We start from the raw sequence: 15,654 nt of genomic DNA on the forward strand, positions 1-15,654 counted from the left end.
ACAATATGACATATTTTGCGCCATCAAGGAGCTTCCTCTGCCACCTGCCTAACCTTGGTCAAAGCACGCTGTATTAACTCTTTAACCGAATCCTTAGAGATTCCCATTTGCTCCGCAATTGCTTGATAAGTCATTCCCTCAAAGCGATGATAGCGAAAAGCTGTACCAGCTCTTGGCGGCAATCCTAAAATAGCTTCCAGAACTCGGGTATAAGCCTGTATTCCCATCACCGTCCGTTCCGGACTAATCATGTAAGGAATATCGACTTTGTGATCAATAGAGTCATGTAACCCTCCACACCTAGACTTTTGACGCCTACCATGACTAATCAAAAGATTTCTTGCCATGGCATAAATGTAAATTCTTGGATTTTCGATTTGCCCTCCATACTTTTTGATACGAATATATAACTGAATAAAAACCTCCTGAACTAGATCATCAACATCAGATAGATTAACTCGGGAAGAAAAGTAACGTTTCAAATCCAATCCATACTCACCAACCCACTGCGTCACATCATCCTGATAAAAGTTTTCCATTTTTCTAGTAAACCATCTCGTGTGACCGACCGGTTTCCCTGAGCTTCTGGAAAATTTTGCAATACTTAGTACAACTTACAGAGGCTCTCTAGAGAGAATGAACAAAACAAACCATCGATCAATTATTTTTTGGTCAAATTATTTTTGTAGTACAAAACCAGCCTTCTTTTCAAAATCGAGTATCAACTAGCTAAACCGATATAAGTCTTTAGTTTTACTAAAGTTAACTTCCCCTAAAAACACAGAGAGTAGACAAAAAACATACGATAAACGACCACCTTCAGTGACTGGAAAAAAGTAACGCCTAAATTACAAGCATAGAGAGGTATTACTATGAACTTCAGCGCCTAAAGGCTAATCAAATCGTAGACTATTAACCTTCAAAAGGAGGGAAAATAAAAGAGGGGAAAATGGAACAAGTACTTGGATAATTGTAGATATGAAAAAGTTACATTACGAAATATAAAAATAGAATTACTTACTTCTTCCGTTTTTGTAGTAGTAAAGTAGATTTTTACACTTCCACAGAAACATTGAGAGCTTCATACTCTTTATCTTATTACAAAAAAAATTGCTATCTTTTGAATAAATCTTATGCGAACAGCTTTCAAGATGAATCATTTCTATATGCTAGAGTACTTTCCTGACTTTTTGTTCACGCCGGCATAGTCGCAACTGGGAAAGAAAATGACACTTTCGTTTATAGAGCCTGTCAAGCCACTATACAAAAAGTACAAGCGTTTTATCCGTGCTAAAGCCCTGAGAGGGCCCTAAGCAACCTTGTTTTGCACTCTCAGCCTTTGTTCAGCCCCTTCACTTTCAGTGAACGCAGACATCTCACCGTTCCAAATTCCTCGAAGCAGCAGCCTGGAGCTAAAGATCCTATCAGTACTAGGTCCTATTCACTTTACGTTAAGTTACCTAAGAGTTACGAAAGTACCCTCGACTAACGATATCCTTTAGTGCTTATGACAGATGCAGACTCAGCCTTTCAGGCCACTTCAGGTACAACTCAAGTGCCGATGGATTTTGGCAAACTGCAGGAAGTCATTTTAGTTGGACTATCTTACTCAAAAGGGTCAAAAATCATGCCAGCCGTATTCGGGACTTTACCCCCATCAGCGATAAAAACTGGAAATATTTAACTGGCAAGGCCTATGAGTATGCCACTTTTATTCATGACGTCATTTTGCCCCTCCTAGCAAGATCATATCGCCTATCTGACAGTGGACACACGTTTATAGGGCACTCTCTAGGCGGGCTATTTGGCACATATATGTTGCTTACCAGGCTAAGCGGCTTTGATAACTATATACTCAGCAGTCTATCGGTGTGGCACGATCGTGCAAGAATCTTTAATATGAAAGCTACTTTCAGCTCTAATCACCGAAAGGTGTTTATTGGAGTTGGTGCCATAGAAACTCCAGGAAAAAGCCAAACTCGCAACGACATGGTAAGGGGAGCAAGGCAGCCTCAAAAAAAATTAATCATTGAAGAAGGCTAGAGATAAGCCCCTGACTGCTCTTATTCCAGAAGCAAATCATGGCACTTCATTTCCAACTACTGCCATTTAGGACTTGGCTTGCTATACAGAACGAGAATGTAAGAGCAATAATAATATGAACTACTAGATGACAGTTTTATCAATACAAAGGTCTGTTATATCAACGATATACAACCACTAAAATTTATAAAAATCTCATAGGCGTGATGAACAAACCAAAGATAAAAAGGCTATCCTTATTGTTATAGCTGGCATTTTTTCATTGACACTATAGCCTCACTTTACCAAAGCTATTATCTAGGGATGATGAATTTCTAGTCGCCATACGATTCGCTCTCAGACACCCTACTTCAGGTAAAATATCTACATCAGAGGCGCCCCATGAATCTGAGCATAATGATTTTATATAACAACCCATAATACCTGAACACTTGCCACCCCAGGCGTAGAACCATTTTTTAGTTATTTTAGAGCAAGAGCTTAATTGCTATATAGTGAATTTAAGGAAAGCTAGCTTTCATAGAGTTGCAATATTGCCTGTCATTGATTATCAGCTTGCACGGACCCCATAAGCCCATTAGTACTGGGGTTTAAACATCCACCTACTATTTTTCGGACTTCTGTCTGACAGCCTAATCAGCAACCACCCGCATAGCGGGTGGTATGGTGAAAGCCCCCAGAGGGGGCTAGTTACAACCCTGCCAGTCGCATCTGCTCTTGGCGGCGCTCTTCAACCTCTTGATTTTTGATGTACTCTCGAATCACCCGCTCATCAAGCCCCTCTGTACTCACGCAGTAGCCCCGAGCCCAAAAGTGTCTTCCTGTGAAATTTCTCTGTACATGCTTGTACTTCCGAAATATCTGGATCGCAGATTTCCCTTTCAGAAACCCAATCGTATTGGAAACACTGAACTTCGGAGGAATCATTAACAACATATGGATGTGATCCTTCATTGCGTACCCCTCGACCAACTCAATGCCCTTTTGACGACATAAGTCTCGAAATATTGCTCCAATCTCCCGCCTTAATGTCCCAAATAACGCTTTCTTTCGATACTTGGGCACAAACACCACGTGGTACCTGCAATAATGTTTCACGTGAGCTTGGCACTGCCAATCTCGTATATGGCCTCCTTATAGAACTTGCCGGTTCATGGAGGCCATATTTTTACTCTGCACGCCGGAACGGCAGAGCCCTGTCAAGTCTCACCGCCAGAGGCGGTGGTTTACCTATGTGTTAATTAAACCGAAATCCCTAGTGAGAGGTTAATAGCTTATATTACCGATATTCACGGGGTATCTATATCGAGAAAAGCCCCATGATCTCTCGAATAAAATTTTTATCCACTTGAAAATAAGAGCCCAATCTAAAACAATAACATTCGCCTAAGTTCGACAATAAGGAAGTATCGAAACAATGAAAAATAATGCCAAAAAAGCACATCTTTTCGCTCCGCTAATAATAATGCTATCACTGAGCCCTGTCAGCGGATCAGCAAAGTCCATTAACAATGAAAAGCCGCACACCTTTACTACATGGAGCAAACAAACTGCAGAGGGCTATCAAGGCTTTATTGAGGTACCAGAAGATCGCACTAAGAAAGATAGCCGTAATATCACCCTCCAATATGTAAGGTTTCCTGCAACTGGAAAGAAAGTGGGCCCACCAATAATCTACCTGGCAGGCGGCCCTGGTGGCTCAGGAATTACGACCGTTAACTATCGCTTTGATATGTTTATGGCGTTGCGACAATTTGGTGATGTTATCGCATTAGATCAACGTGGTAGCGGCCGTTCCAATGACCTTCCCAATTGTGAATCCAAGCAAATTGTACCTTCCCTTGAACCAATCACCGATACCCAGTATATCAACTACCACCGCAAAGCCCTAAAAGAGTGCTTACACTTTTGGGAGCTTACTGGTGTAAACCTAAATGCCTATAATACTCTCGAAAATGCCCGAGATCTTGATGCCATGCGGAGCCATTTGGGTGCAGAGAAAATAGTATTGTGGGGAACATCTTATGGAAGCCATCTCTCTTTGGCAGCGATAAAGGAGATCGAAGGTTCTATTGATAAGCTAATTTTATCCAGTGCAGAGGGTTTGGACCAAACCATCAAGCTGCCCGCCCGAACAGATTACTATCTAAACCGTCTACAACAGGCAATCAATCAGCAACCCGCAGCAAAAAAAGCCTATCCAGATATTAAAGCACTTATAAGCCGAGTCCATAAAAAACTTGAGTCACAACCATTGAAAATTAAAATCCCTCAACGGGATGGCAGGGAAGTCGAATCCCTCCTACAGCGTAGGGATATGCAACAACTAGCCTCGGCATTCATTGCGGACCCTAAAAGTGTCAGCCATCTACTCAGGTTTTATCGCGATTTGGACCAAGGAGCTACATTAAGTTTCGACAAAGTGCCCAGACGTTACTTCCCCGATGAATTTCTGCAACCAGGCATACCCATATCCCTGCGCCCGATGCCTACGGCGATGGATATAGCCTCTGGAATTGATATGAAGCGTAAAGCAAAGGTTGTAGAGCAGGCACAAAAATCTCTACTGAAAGACTACCTAAATTTCTCTCTGCACTACGATAATTTAGCGCCAGAGTTGGATCTTGGGGATAAATTTCGGGAAAATCCAGTCAGCAATATTCCGGTATTACTATTTAGCGGGACCTTGGACGGAAGAACTTACCTGGAAGGTCAATATGAAGCCATTTCAGGGTTCAAAAACGCCACTAAAATAACAGTCGAAAATGCAGGGCATAATTTATTAATGGCTTCCCCTGAAGTCCAGGATGCGATAAACCTATTTATGGAAGGGCAGCCTATCCCGAATACCCATATCGTAGCCAAACTACCCAACTTAGCTCCATAACCAGTATCCGCCGATCGATAGCTGCGCTGTTAGGGTAAAAGACTCTTCCGCAGCTTTCTCCCTTTTTCGCATCCAACAAACCCTCACATTACCCTTGTCCTAGAAGCAACTGGAGGCTGGGGGATGACCAATATCACCGACGAAGTCCATCGTGGTGCCATCTGTGACCTCAGGGCGTTGCAGCAACCTGGCCTTGATACATTTAAACGTTACATTCGCGGCAGCTTACCCGGGCCCCCTTTCTGGCGACTAACGGGTATGACTCCCACCGAGGCCGGCCTTGGTAAGGCCACCTATTCTATGCCCATTACGCCTTGGCTAGCTGATGGGACAGGGATCTATTGGGGTGGTATCTATGCAATGTTTGCAGACGCCCCCTTGGCCTCCGCAATATGGACAACTTTGCCCGCTGGTAAAGTCTTGAGCACATCAGAATTAAATATGTGCTTTATTCGACCCATCACTAGCAGTACACAAAATATTGTTGGTAGAGCTACGACCGTTCATTCAGGTAACCAGGTGGGGCTCTCCAGTATTCAGATTAACGATCAGGAGGGGAGAACCCTCGCTTTCGGTAGCACTCGCTGCCTTATTGCCGACTTTCCAGTCAACCCAGATCAGGAGCTTCCAATTCCCGACCTGGGACCAACAGATACACCTGACCCTTATCTTCGCCCTCCTCCAAAAACGTTCTTTTGCGACATGGCACACTTACCGGAGCAAGTCCCTATCGAATTGCAGAGAACCACGATTAGTGAGGGGCGAACTCACCCTATCTGGATGCTCACAGGTTACCGCGCAATAGAGGTTGAAAATGGTCGCTGTATCTCGACTATGCCCTCCTCTCCCTGGTTCTCCAATGGGACCCTTTCTATATATGGTGGACTTTTGGCATGGGCCGCAGATTTCACCATGGGAGGCGCAGTCTACTCCACACTGCCTGCAGGATCTATATTCGCTACTCTGGACATGCATATCCGCTTTGCTCGCCCAGCCAAGCTCAACAGTGGCGACTTGATTCTGGAGGCACAGGTACTCCACCGCGGCCGGCAGCTGAGGGTATCCTCTTGCAACATTGATACTCCCAGTGGCAAGCGGGTGGCTATTGCTACTGGCTCAGCCCTGGTAATTCCAGGGGGTGCTCAAATGCTGAGTGACGGCAAGGAACCCGATGAAATCATCGCAACTGCCACCTCCGGCAAGCCTTGGACACCATAAAAATCTTTAGCGGTAGTTGGACCATCTTCGGGTAAAATATCCTCACAAACTATCAACCCATATGGTTGGTGAAAATTTGATCAGGCATGCCTGTAAAGGCTGCCAAAACTTTAGACTTTCACGGGGAAGAGACTATGGCCTCATTGCAAGACCAACTACTCCAAGCAGGACTTGTCGATAAAAAGAAAGCCAAACAAATCAGCAAAGATAAACGGAAGCAACAGAAAGTTGCGAAGAAGTCTTCACAACCCCAGATTGATGAAACAAAGCTAGCAGCACAAAAGGCTCAAGCAGAGAAAGCCGCTCGTGATCGCGCCCTCAATGCTGAGCGCGATGCGGCTGCACAGCAGAAAGCTATTGCCGCGCAAATCAAGCAATTGGTGGAAAAAAATCGCCAACCTTATTCTGGTGAAATTACTTATAACTTCACTTTTGACAAAAAAATCAAAACCATCTATGTCAGCGAAGAATTAAGGGATCACTTGATTGCGGGGCGCCTGATGATTGTTGTCCAGGGAGAACAATTTGAGCTGGTTCCACGGGTTATTGCCGAGAAAATTGCGGAGCGCAATAGCGATATCGTAATCAGGCCTGCTGAAAGTTCAGCAGTGGTAGATGAAGATGATCCCTATGCAGACTTTCAGATCCCCGATGATCTTATGTGGTAAGCAGTCAAATGGAAAAAGCTGTTACTCAGGCGGTAGAACAATGGCTTACTGATGTGGTTGTCGGTCTCAACCTCTGCCCTTTCGCACGCAAACCTCTGCGTGCAGGGCAAATTCGACTCAAGGTGAGTCCTGCCACAGGAGACGAGGCGCTACTCAGTGATCTATTGACGGAGTTACGTCGGCTCGATACCACTTCGGAATCTGAATTGCTTACCACCTTATTGATTATCCCTAATCACCTAGGGAAATTCAGCGACTACAACCAGTTCCTGGATTTAGCAGAGTGGTTACTGGAACGCAACGACTATGTAGGCACCTATCAATTAGCCAGCTTCCACCCAGATTATCAATTTGCTGGCACTGCAGCCGCCGATGCGGAAAACCTAACTAATCGCGCACCCTATCCTATCTTACACCTGCTGAGAGAAGAAAACCTGGAAAAAATGATTGATCTATATCCAGATCCAGAGAGTATTCCAGAAAATAATATCCGTCGTATGGGATCATTAAGCCATGAGGAAAAACTAAAGTTATTTCCCTACTTATTTCTTCAGGGCAACAAGAAATAATGAAGCCTCTGGCAGAATTATTACGATTAAGGAAGCAGATCCGAGTTATCGGTTTTGATGACGCCCCTTTTGAAAAACGAAGGGGCGCGCCGGTAAAAGTAAGCGGTATTGTCTGCACCAAAACTCGCTTTGAGGGAATGCTTTGGGGGCAGGTAAGCAAAGATGGGATAGAAGCTACAGAAACTCTTGCCACACTGCTGAAAGAAAGTAAATTCTACAGCCAGGTAAATGTCGTATTGACCGATGGAGTAGCAGTGGGTGGTTTCAATATTATTGATCTACCCAAGCTGGCCGATATCTTACAGCGCCCTTGTATCGCGTTAATGCGAAAACCACCAGACATTCAAGCCATTGATAAAGCGCTGCAAAATTTTCCTGACTATCTACTGCGTAAAGAGACCCTGATGAAAGCTGGGAGTATCCATAACTACAATAACTTCCATTTTCAAGTGCAGGGATGTGAACCGGGGATTGCCGCCCAGGTGTTAGAGCAAACCACTGACACTGGGTATGTCCCTGAAGCTCTACGTTTAGCCCATATGATTGGCGCGGCAGTAATGACCGGACAAAGTGGCAAACGCGCATAATTCCAATAGCATAACAGATCTATCATTTGTCGCGGGCAGCTATAGCTCTTCTTCTCCCGCGATAATTATTATAATGCCCACAAATCCTGATATACCCACCTTAAACCTATTGCCAAGCCCACAGGGAAAGTGGAATAGTGGTCCGTACCGCTCACCACCTCTCCACTAAGCTTTAATCCACGATAATTACGCGACTGTAATTTAGCAAGAAATCTCTTATGCCCATCTACCATATCATTACGCATGTGGCTCTTTTGTATTGTCTCCAAAGCGCCAGTGGCAATATAGACGTTTACAGGCAGTGTGTTGTTATAGCTTGCATATTTATCCTCCAAATCAAAGATCATTTCATCCTTAAACCAAAGAGAAGGACTTGTCAGGATATAAGTGGAGAACAACTTCGGATTGGTAAGTAATACCCAAGCACCAAAAGATCCACCCAATGAATGACCTGAAAGAATCCTACGTGTGGGATCCCCCCTAAAGCTCCCCTCAATAAAGGGCATTACTTCTTTTTCAATAAACTGTAAGTACTTACTGGCTCCACCAGTTGTATAACGCTTCCACCCACTATCGACTACGGGCGTGAGATCTCGAACTCGACTATACTGCCCGTTTTCTCCGTGAGCGAATGAAATAGCAACTACGATGGCTTTATCCATATCCTTAAAGTGTGTAACACCCGAGGCAACCTTAAATGTATGAGGCCCATCATTAAGGTAAATTATCGGGTAGGTCTTACTTTTATTGTCATCGTTCGAGTAACCTGATGGTAACTTCACGTACAAGTCGTATTTGCGTTTGAGAATATCAGAGTCAACTGTGTATATTTTAGATCCACTTAACTCAAAAGATTCAGAAACCTTGGTAATGAGGGGCTCTGCAATTAGTGAATTAGACAGCACCAGAATGGCTATCAGCAGAATAGCTCTAATCATATTTAACCTAGTTTAATTTTATACTCAATATTGCTTTAAGAAAAAATTCGCTACCAACAAAATGTAAGTCAGTTAAACCCTGAATATAATAAGGTGAGAGAGAAATAAAAAAGATAAAGAAAAGCTTAATTATGAATCAAACTGATTTGGTTGAGCGTACTTTATCAATTCATCTTGAATCTTTTGAACCTGTTGAGAAAATTGATTTAAAGAATCTCCTACCAGCCCCTTACTAATAGGGAGGTCAAGCCTTAATGGATCAACAGCCGCACCATTTTTATGAATCTCATAGTGCAAGTGACGCCCCTGCACACGACCTGTAGCGCCAAGGTAACCGATTACCTGCCCCTGTTTTACTCTTCCCCCTTTACTAATTCCTTTCGCGTACCCCTTAAGGTGCGCATAAATAGTCTTTATCCCGGAGCCATGGCGAATACGAATATAGTTGCCGAAACTACCAAAATAAGAAGCTCGCTCAATAATACCATCACCTGCAGCCAATATCGGCGTGCCCAAAGGGGCTCCAAAGTCCAAACCTTTATGTACTCGGGTATACCCTAGGACTGGGTGCTTGCGGCGCCCAAAATAAGATGACAACCTTGCATTCTCTAACGGAGTACGCATTAGAAACCCTCTAGAGCCTTGGCCATCAGGGTAAAAATAATCCACCCCCTGAGGTCCCTCAGTAGAAAACCGATATAAGCTTATCTTTTCTCCACTAAGAATAAGCTCAGCAAATAAAATTCTATTTAGTTTTTCCTTTCCAGTTTGGCTATTGAACAAGGTATCATAGAAAACAGAGAATTGATCACCTGCTCGAATCTGCCGTTGAAAATCTACGGAATAACTAAATATTTCATTTAGTTTTGTGAGCACAGAATTAGATAGGCCAGACTCTTTTCCACTTTGGTATAAACTGCCCGAAATTTCACCTTTAACGTAGTATTTCCTGGTATCGACAGGAGATTCAAATTGATTAGTTCTATAATTGTCTCCATCTCTAACCAACTCCAAACTCTCTGTAAAGCCAACAACCAAGGTAAGCTTATTAAGCTTTCCAGTGGTACCTATTGTTAAGTTAAATTCCTTACCAACTGGTAGGATACTGACATTGACATGTCCCGACAAAGCCTGAATTATTTTATACGCTTCTGCACGATCGACTCCACTATCCACCAATAGTGATAAAATCCCTTGGTTTTTAGCTAGTTGAACTTTTTTTGTGCGCTCTAGATATTCTTCCTCAACTCTATATGGAGGGGCCACCTCCCTACGCTGCATCCCTTCATCTTGATGTACCAAGGATAGATCATTGAGTAGGGGCAATGTAAAAGATAAATCATATTGTACCGATTTAACATTGGAATGGTTTTCCAATAACGGCCCTGCTATCGCCAGTGATTGAATCGATAAAAGAACCAGCAACAAAGCCATCCTCCAGATATCGATCAGAAAGAAAATAGTTAATCGCCTCACAGGTAACCCTACTTTTCTTAAGTAATAAATCACACTCCCCCCTTACTTCGCAAGCAAAGTGTCTGGGTTGATTCGCTTGCCTTCTTTGATAAGTTCAAAGTGAAGATGTGGCCCTGTTACACGCCCTGATATACCCACAGTTCCTATCGCCTGGCCGGCACGTACTGACTGCCCTGCCTCAACCTCCCGCTCATTTAAATGGGAGTACAGAGTTTTCGTATTATTACCATGATCAATAATTATGATTTTCCCATAATTTTTATGCTTATAATCATCAGTAGAGACTATTACAACACCACTTTCAGCTGAAACCACCGGAGTACCAATCGGTGCCGCAAAGTCAGTACCTTCATGGGGTTTTTTGCGAATTTTACTGAAATCACCAAAAGGGCTACTAATACGGGCACTCTCAACCGGAACTGTCAATTTGGTAATCTCCACTGAAGCCATTGTTAATCCCGGTTTTAACAGTAGCCCTCCGAGTATTAAAATGGTTGAAAAACTGCAGAACAACATAGCGCGTAAATAGACACCTAATTCGCCATTATTAGACCCCGCCCTTGAGGCTTCCATAATATTCAAAAGTCTGCGTCGGAAAAAAGGAGCCTGACTCGTACCACCAGAGAAAGAGAAAGCTACAACCCAGTCACTTGTTCTTTGTGAAGAGTTCCGTCGAAGAGTGTCAATCATTGCTTGTGCATAAACACGGTGCAATTCTCGCTTACATGACTTTAGAACTTCGCGATCGCACCCCAACTCTATCGCCCAACTGAATCGAGACTTCATCCAACCTAAGAAGGGATTGAAACATAGGATGCAAGTAAATATATGCACAATCAGAATCAACAAGGGGTCAAGCCTTTTCAAGTGCATAATTTCATGCTCAATGATTAGATGACGCTCCGTTTCATTCATTGATAAAATATAGGAGGGAAGCACCAATTTACGACTGAATAGCTGCATCACAAATGGTGTAATCGTTGAGTGTGTTATAAACACCTGTGTCTTACTTCCGATTAGAAAATCACTTTGAGATGAAGTAAAAAACTGGTCAAATTTAACAACAGAAAGCTTATTATTTGCTATTAAACGCAATTTCTTGCCATAGAAAAACTGACTCAATACCACTTTAGATAAGGTAAAAAACACCCCGGACAGATATATAAGCAACCAAAGAAAAGCCAGTAATTCAACAGAACTCAAAGAGGTCGATACATACTCATGCAGAACTATGTTAATTGGTGGTATAGAGGTAGCCTCATAAGCTGGCGGTAATTCAAAATTCAGATCCGGAGCAATACCCAACGTTAACTGGTCGCTCAATTGCGCAAGAAAAAATGGGGAACCGGCAGCAACCATTGCACACAACCAGAAACTTCGCCAATGGTATATCGCATTAAAGCTGTCTTTATTTCTAGCTGTTGCCAGCCAAATAACAATAAAAACCAACCCCGCCCACAATATTGAGAAGAAAGAAGTAGCTAGAAAATCCAGTGCAAATGGTAGAACTGTAGAGACTATCTCGGCCATAGCCTATTCACCATCCTTGCTGACCGGCTCAGAGTCAGGCCAGGAATCGAGTACTGCCTGAAGCTCCTCGATATCTTTATCACTCATTAACTTACTGCCGGCAAACATCGACACAGGAAAGGGACCATCAAGCTCTAATACTCTTTCAGCGAAATCTTTTGCATATGACGCCAGAGTTTCCACCTTCTCAATCGCAGGGCTATAAACATGGATTCCATGGATCTCAGATTGAGCCACAAACGACTTATCCCGCATCCGATCTAGTGTCTTTCGAGTAGAGGAGTATGACCAACCCAATTCAGGTCCCACCCGATCATGTAACTCTCTGGCACTCAGCGGTTCTTGCCTCCAAAGGGCTTTCAATAGCGCAAGTTCTGATGGGGACGGTTTTACCTTTTTCATTTTATCTTCCCGTGTGACAGTCAGGGCTAGTGTGCGACAAGCGTCGCATTCGGTCAACCACCCTGTAGGGAAACTTGTTAGGTTGTTTTTTATACAGCCAGGATCGTAAACAGTTTTTGCCGGCTGGCAAAAAGTTAAAAGCTATCGATAGACCAATCGATTTTGATCAGTTTAAGCACCAACCAATATAAGGTTTGAAAGCGCTTGCAACCAACTCAAAACCTCAGGGCTTGCTGCACCAGCGCCAAGCAAAGCCCCAATCCAAAGATATAAGTGCCTACGGCACCCAAGAAGCGCATTGGGTTAGGCTTTGCCATAGTGGAGGGAAATAAGATGCCTGCAACAAAAAGAAATCGACAGGCGGTCAGCAGAATAACAAACCACCAAACCCAGGTAGAAGACTGCCCTAAGCTCACTAAGTAAATAAGTACCATCAAAAGGGGAGCATATTCTGCTGTATTTGCATGGGCCCTTACCCATTTGTGTAGGGTATTATCGGGGTCGAAAGAATGCCCAACTAAAACCTCATACTTACCGCGCCCAACAGTAACCAAGGCGCCGAGCAGAAGGGATAATGTGTATTAGTTCAGACCAAATCTGACACATCCTCTTGAAAAAGAGGGGTTTACCGGTTTTGATGAAGGTGCCTAAACCTAAAAGCAAAACCAAGGATAAACCCCATGATCCATACTAATGATCGCATCATCAAACACAAGACCGGATTGCTAAATCTGGCAGAAGAACTCGGAAATATCTCCAAAGCATGTAAGATGCTGGGTGTATCGAGAGACACTTTCTATCGGTACAAGGAAGCCGTTTCAAGTGGTGGCGTGGACGCCCTTCTTGAGAAGAACCGGCGTGTACCCAACCACAAGAACCGTGTTGACACAGTCATTGAAGAGGCAGTGTTAACTTATGCCCTCCAAGAGCCTGCCCATGGGCAGGTTCGAGTTTCCAATGAACTGCGTAAACGCGGTGTATTTGTGTCCCCTAGTGGCGTTCGGAGTATCTGGTTACGGCATGACCTAGCTAACTTCAAATTGCGATTAAAGGCACTTGAGGCCAAGGTCGCTGAGGAGGGACTGATCCTCACGGAGTCACAGGTTCAGGCTTTGGAGAGAAAACGGCATGATGATGAAGCCTGTGGTGAAATTGATACTCAACACCCTGGTTATCTGGGCTCGCAGGATACCTTCTATGTAGGAACCTTTAAGGGCGTCGGACGTGTCTACCAACAAACCTATATCGATACCTATGCGAAGGTGGCTCATTGCAAGCTGTACACCACCAAAACGCCAATCACTGCGGCAGACCTCCTGAATGACCGTGTACTACCGTTTTATGCCTTACATGATCTACCGGTGCTGCGTATCCTAACTGATCGCGGTACAGAGTATTGTGGCAAATTGGAACAGCACGACTACCAGTTATATCTAAGTGTGAACGAAATAGAACACACCAAGACAAAAGCCAGACATCCACAAACTAACGGGATCTGTGAGCGCTTCCATAAAACTATTCTACAAGAGTTCTACCAACCTTCATTACGCCGCAAGATCTATGGATCAATAGAAGAGTTACAAAAGGATCTGGACGAGTGGCTCACATATTACAATAATGAGAGAACCCATCAGGGTAAGAAGTGTTGCGGTCGAACACCGTTAGCCACTCTTGAAGATGGAAAAAGCATCTGGAAGGAAAAGCTCGTAAACTGAATTTGACCTGACAGAGCACCTCCTGAAAAACCGGTAACTGTCAGATCAAGTCTGAACTACTACAGATAATGCCGCTAAGAGCCCAATACACAAATAGTAAACATTCATAGAAATCTCCATTTTCTATGTTATTTGTACAGGGAAGGCATTTTAAGCCTCCCCTCCCCGCCCTAGTTGTTCACACTATATAAGCATCGTTTTCAGCTACATTTTAAAGAATCACAGCAGTATCTCTGGAGCCTGCCGCGAACAATGCAACCAGAGAAAACTGTGAAAAACCTTGATCAGTAGATAAATACTCTTTACACCAAAATCTAAGTTCATCCGACCATTTAACCAAAGCTTCCTGCCTCTTCGGCTCAGCATCATATTGGGAGGCCAGTCCAGCAAAGTGACAGTGCACAACTACTTTAGAGTCATTGCTCCGATTATCATCAACTACAGATACAGTCATAGAAGCAGATACAGACTCCCAACTAATCAGGAAGTACAGAGAAGCATCACTTACATTTTCATCAAGCTTGGAAATTGCGAGTTGTAATACCTCGGAAAGGTCCTGATAAATATCATCAGTCGCCAAGGCAGTACTTTCCGATCGGTGTAACTCATGCTCCGTAGCAGCTTTATTTTCACCACCAAAGAGGCATGTCGACTTTTCTATCTGCCAAGCCAATCTCATAAACCCTCCAAATACATCAAGACTGAACAGAGAAATATTCTACGAGATTTATGAGTAGAGCACACTTCATCGTCTCCCAGCCGGCATACTCTTCTCCATATTCAAGCTCAAAGTAAGGCAATTCCCCTTGTAAACACTCCAATAATTGACCTCAAATGACAACTCTACTACTTCGCGCTGGGGCGCTCTGATACACGCATGGTAATATCGGCATGAAATACTTCCTCTCCATTAGTATCAATAACGCTCACAGGCATAACAACGTCGCCAGCCTCAATGGTTTTATACCCTGGATACTCACAAACGGCTCGCAGATTAGTCTTCGCCATCTTTAAGTACTTGACTTCCATCCCCACTGGTATCCAGCGAAAGCGTCGATCCAAAGACACATCCAAACAAACACCGCCAGCCAATTCAGCGGCGTTACACATAGCGATAGCGTGTACAGTACCGATATGATTTGTCACGATCCAACGCTTATTTAGTAAAACCTCCACTTTACCCGGTGATAACTCCAGGAAACGTGGCTTGATTGAACGAAAATACGGCGCCTTAAGTGCCACCAATTTAGATACCAGCCAGCGGCCCAATGCCGAGCCGCCAAATCGCCCCCACAGATTAAGTACCGGGCTTTTAGAAGATTGATAGTCCATCTTACTTCTCCATCCTATACATCGAACCGCCACTCTATATGGGCGGTTTTAAGCTATTTAGGCCACTATATATCAACTTCCGGTAGTCCAGGATAATCAGATCTATCAGTTTTATTGACATGGGCTATTCCAAGCGCACAAATGCCCAAGAGGAGCTTTGGTTCATAAGCGAGTGCAACTAATAGGGCTAGAGCTAATAATTTGTATTCCTTAAAAGCATATCCATTAATAGGTAAAGTAAGTATATCTGCAAGCTGAGAGGCATACTAAATGGCAATCGCTACTGCGC

Annotated in this window: 16 protein-coding genes; 7 read left to right on the forward strand and 9 right to left on the reverse strand. The window is 43.7% G+C overall.

Going from position 1 to position 15,654, the window contains the following annotated elements; translation table 11 throughout:
* Positions 1–23: 23 nt before the first annotated feature.
* On the reverse strand, positions 24–539 hold the full coding sequence (locus ACJJI8_RS22215; protein ID WP_444907717.1) for an RNA polymerase sigma factor: 516 nt from the start codon (positions 537–539) through the stop codon (positions 24–26).
* A gap of 1,117 nt (positions 540–1,656) precedes the next feature.
* Between ACJJI8_RS22215 and ACJJI8_RS22220 the strand changes: the two genes are divergently transcribed.
* Complete coding sequence (locus tag ACJJI8_RS22220) at positions 1,657–2,043, forward strand: alpha/beta hydrolase-fold protein (protein WP_444935192.1); 387 nt, start codon at positions 1,657–1,659, stop codon at positions 2,041–2,043.
* A 690-nt stretch (positions 2,044–2,733) separates the two neighbouring features.
* On the opposite strand, the gene tnpA is transcribed toward ACJJI8_RS22220, so the two are convergent.
* The gene (gene tnpA / locus ACJJI8_RS22225) at positions 2,734–3,168 is read right to left on the reverse strand and encodes an IS200/IS605 family transposase (RefSeq protein WP_444935136.1); all 435 of its coding nucleotides are present in this window, start codon (positions 3,166–3,168) and stop codon (positions 2,734–2,736) included.
* A gap of 292 nt (positions 3,169–3,460) precedes the next feature.
* On the opposite strand from tnpA, the gene ACJJI8_RS22230 reads away from it, so the two are divergent.
* The 5 genes from ACJJI8_RS22230 (at position 3,461) to ACJJI8_RS22250 (ending at position 7,972) form a co-directional block, all read left to right on the forward strand.
* The gene (locus tag ACJJI8_RS22230; protein WP_444933770.1) at positions 3,461–4,930 is read left to right on the forward strand and encodes an alpha/beta hydrolase; all 1,470 of its coding nucleotides are present in this window, start codon (positions 3,461–3,463) and stop codon (positions 4,928–4,930) included.
* A 123-nt stretch (positions 4,931–5,053) separates the two neighbouring features.
* On the forward strand, positions 5,054–6,148 hold the full coding sequence (locus tag ACJJI8_RS22235; protein WP_413662716.1) for a PaaI family thioesterase: 1,095 nt from the start codon (positions 5,054–5,056) through the stop codon (positions 6,146–6,148).
* A gap of 134 nt (positions 6,149–6,282) precedes the next feature.
* Positions 6,283–6,816 carry a DUF2058 domain-containing protein gene (locus ACJJI8_RS22240; RefSeq protein WP_413662717.1) on the forward strand — a complete coding sequence of 178 codons (534 nt, stop codon included), beginning with the start codon at positions 6,283–6,285 and terminating at the stop codon, positions 6,814–6,816.
* Positions 6,817–6,824: 8 nt separating this feature from the next.
* On the forward strand, positions 6,825–7,385 hold the full coding sequence (locus ACJJI8_RS22245) for a DUF1415 domain-containing protein (RefSeq protein ID WP_444933771.1): 561 nt from the start codon (positions 6,825–6,827) through the stop codon (positions 7,383–7,385).
* A complete protein-coding gene (locus tag ACJJI8_RS22250) occupies positions 7,385–7,972 on the forward strand; it encodes an endonuclease dU (protein WP_444933772.1) in 588 nt (195 codons plus the stop codon). The genes ACJJI8_RS22245 and ACJJI8_RS22250 overlap by 1 nt, the downstream gene beginning before the upstream one ends.
* A gap of 68 nt (positions 7,973–8,040) precedes the next feature.
* Here the strand turns inward: ACJJI8_RS22250 and ACJJI8_RS22255 are convergent, their stop codons facing one another.
* The 5 genes from ACJJI8_RS22255 to ACJJI8_RS22275 form a co-directional block, all read right to left on the reverse strand.
* Complete coding sequence (locus ACJJI8_RS22255; RefSeq protein WP_444933773.1) at positions 8,041–8,910, reverse strand: alpha/beta hydrolase; 870 nt, start codon at positions 8,908–8,910, stop codon at positions 8,041–8,043.
* A 129-nt stretch (positions 8,911–9,039) separates the two neighbouring features.
* Positions 9,040–10,419 carry a M23 family metallopeptidase gene (locus ACJJI8_RS22260; protein WP_444933774.1) on the reverse strand — a complete coding sequence of 460 codons (1,380 nt, stop codon included), beginning with the start codon at positions 10,417–10,419 and terminating at the stop codon, positions 9,040–9,042.
* A 9-nt stretch (positions 10,420–10,428) separates the two neighbouring features.
* Positions 10,429–11,916: a peptidoglycan DD-metalloendopeptidase family protein gene (locus ACJJI8_RS22265; protein ID WP_444933775.1), complete on the reverse strand. Its 1,488-nt coding sequence runs from the start codon at positions 11,914–11,916 to the stop codon at positions 10,429–10,431.
* 3 nt (positions 11,917–11,919) lie between these two features.
* Positions 11,920–12,318, reverse strand: a complete 399-nt coding sequence (locus ACJJI8_RS22270) for a BlaI/MecI/CopY family transcriptional regulator (protein ID WP_413662723.1) — start codon at positions 12,316–12,318, stop codon at positions 11,920–11,922.
* Positions 12,319–12,533: 215 nt separating this feature from the next.
* Positions 12,534–12,884, reverse strand: a complete 351-nt coding sequence (locus ACJJI8_RS22275; protein WP_444935193.1) for an MAPEG family protein — start codon at positions 12,882–12,884, stop codon at positions 12,534–12,536.
* A 114-nt stretch (positions 12,885–12,998) separates the two neighbouring features.
* On the opposite strand from ACJJI8_RS22275, the gene ACJJI8_RS22280 reads away from it, so the two are divergent.
* On the forward strand, positions 12,999–14,033 hold the full coding sequence (locus tag ACJJI8_RS22280; RefSeq protein WP_444932638.1) for an IS481 family transposase: 1,035 nt from the start codon (positions 12,999–13,001) through the stop codon (positions 14,031–14,033).
* A 211-nt stretch (positions 14,034–14,244) separates the two neighbouring features.
* On the opposite strand, the gene ACJJI8_RS22285 is transcribed toward ACJJI8_RS22280, so the two are convergent.
* Together ACJJI8_RS22285 and ACJJI8_RS22290 are read right to left on the reverse strand one after the other, a co-directional pair.
* Positions 14,245–14,712 (reverse strand): hypothetical protein, encoded by a 468-nt coding sequence (locus ACJJI8_RS22285; protein ID WP_444933776.1) that lies wholly within the window; start codon positions 14,710–14,712, stop codon positions 14,245–14,247.
* A gap of 167 nt (positions 14,713–14,879) precedes the next feature.
* On the reverse strand, positions 14,880–15,365 hold the full coding sequence (locus tag ACJJI8_RS22290) for a hotdog fold domain-containing protein (RefSeq protein WP_444933777.1): 486 nt from the start codon (positions 15,363–15,365) through the stop codon (positions 14,880–14,882).
* Between the last annotated feature and the right edge of the window lie 289 nt (positions 15,366–15,654).

The sequence above is a fragment of the Microbulbifer maximicatervae (SeqCode) genome, assembly GCF_052467695.1.

What these genes read in the sequence shown, in the direction of transcription:
- ACJJI8_RS22235 (WP_413662716.1), top strand. Translation starts at nt 5,054, where the DNA reads ATGACCAATATCACCGACGAAGTCCATCGTGGTGCCATCTGTGACCTC.
- ACJJI8_RS22245 (WP_444933771.1), top strand. Translation starts at nt 6,825, where the DNA reads ATGGAAAAAGCTGTTACTCAGGCGGTAGAACAATGGCTTACTGATGTG.
- ACJJI8_RS22230 (WP_444933770.1), top strand. Translation starts at nt 3,461, where the DNA reads ATGAAAAATAATGCCAAAAAAGCACATCTTTTCGCTCCGCTAATAATA.
- ACJJI8_RS22215 (WP_444907717.1), bottom strand. Translation starts at nt 539, where the DNA reads ATGGAAAACTTTTATCAGGATGATGTGACGCAGTGGGTTGGTGAGTAT.
- ACJJI8_RS22250 (WP_444933772.1), top strand. Translation starts at nt 7,385, where the DNA reads ATGAAGCCTCTGGCAGAATTATTACGATTAAGGAAGCAGATCCGAGTT.
- ACJJI8_RS22240 (WP_413662717.1), top strand. Translation starts at nt 6,283, where the DNA reads ATGGCCTCATTGCAAGACCAACTACTCCAAGCAGGACTTGTCGATAAA.
- ACJJI8_RS22265 (WP_444933775.1), bottom strand. Translation starts at nt 11,916, where the DNA reads ATGGCCGAGATAGTCTCTACAGTTCTACCATTTGCACTGGATTTTCTA.
- ACJJI8_RS22290 (WP_444933777.1), bottom strand. Translation starts at nt 15,365, where the DNA reads ATGGACTATCAATCTTCTAAAAGCCCGGTACTTAATCTGTGGGGGCGA.
- ACJJI8_RS22255 (WP_444933773.1), bottom strand. Translation starts at nt 8,910, where the DNA reads ATGATTAGAGCTATTCTGCTGATAGCCATTCTGGTGCTGTCTAATTCA.
- ACJJI8_RS22280 (WP_444932638.1), top strand. Translation starts at nt 12,999, where the DNA reads ATGATCCATACTAATGATCGCATCATCAAACACAAGACCGGATTGCTA.
- ACJJI8_RS22285 (WP_444933776.1), bottom strand. Translation starts at nt 14,712, where the DNA reads ATGAGATTGGCTTGGCAGATAGAAAAGTCGACATGCCTCTTTGGTGGT.
- ACJJI8_RS22270 (WP_413662723.1), bottom strand. Translation starts at nt 12,318, where the DNA reads ATGAAAAAGGTAAAACCGTCCCCATCAGAACTTGCGCTATTGAAAGCC.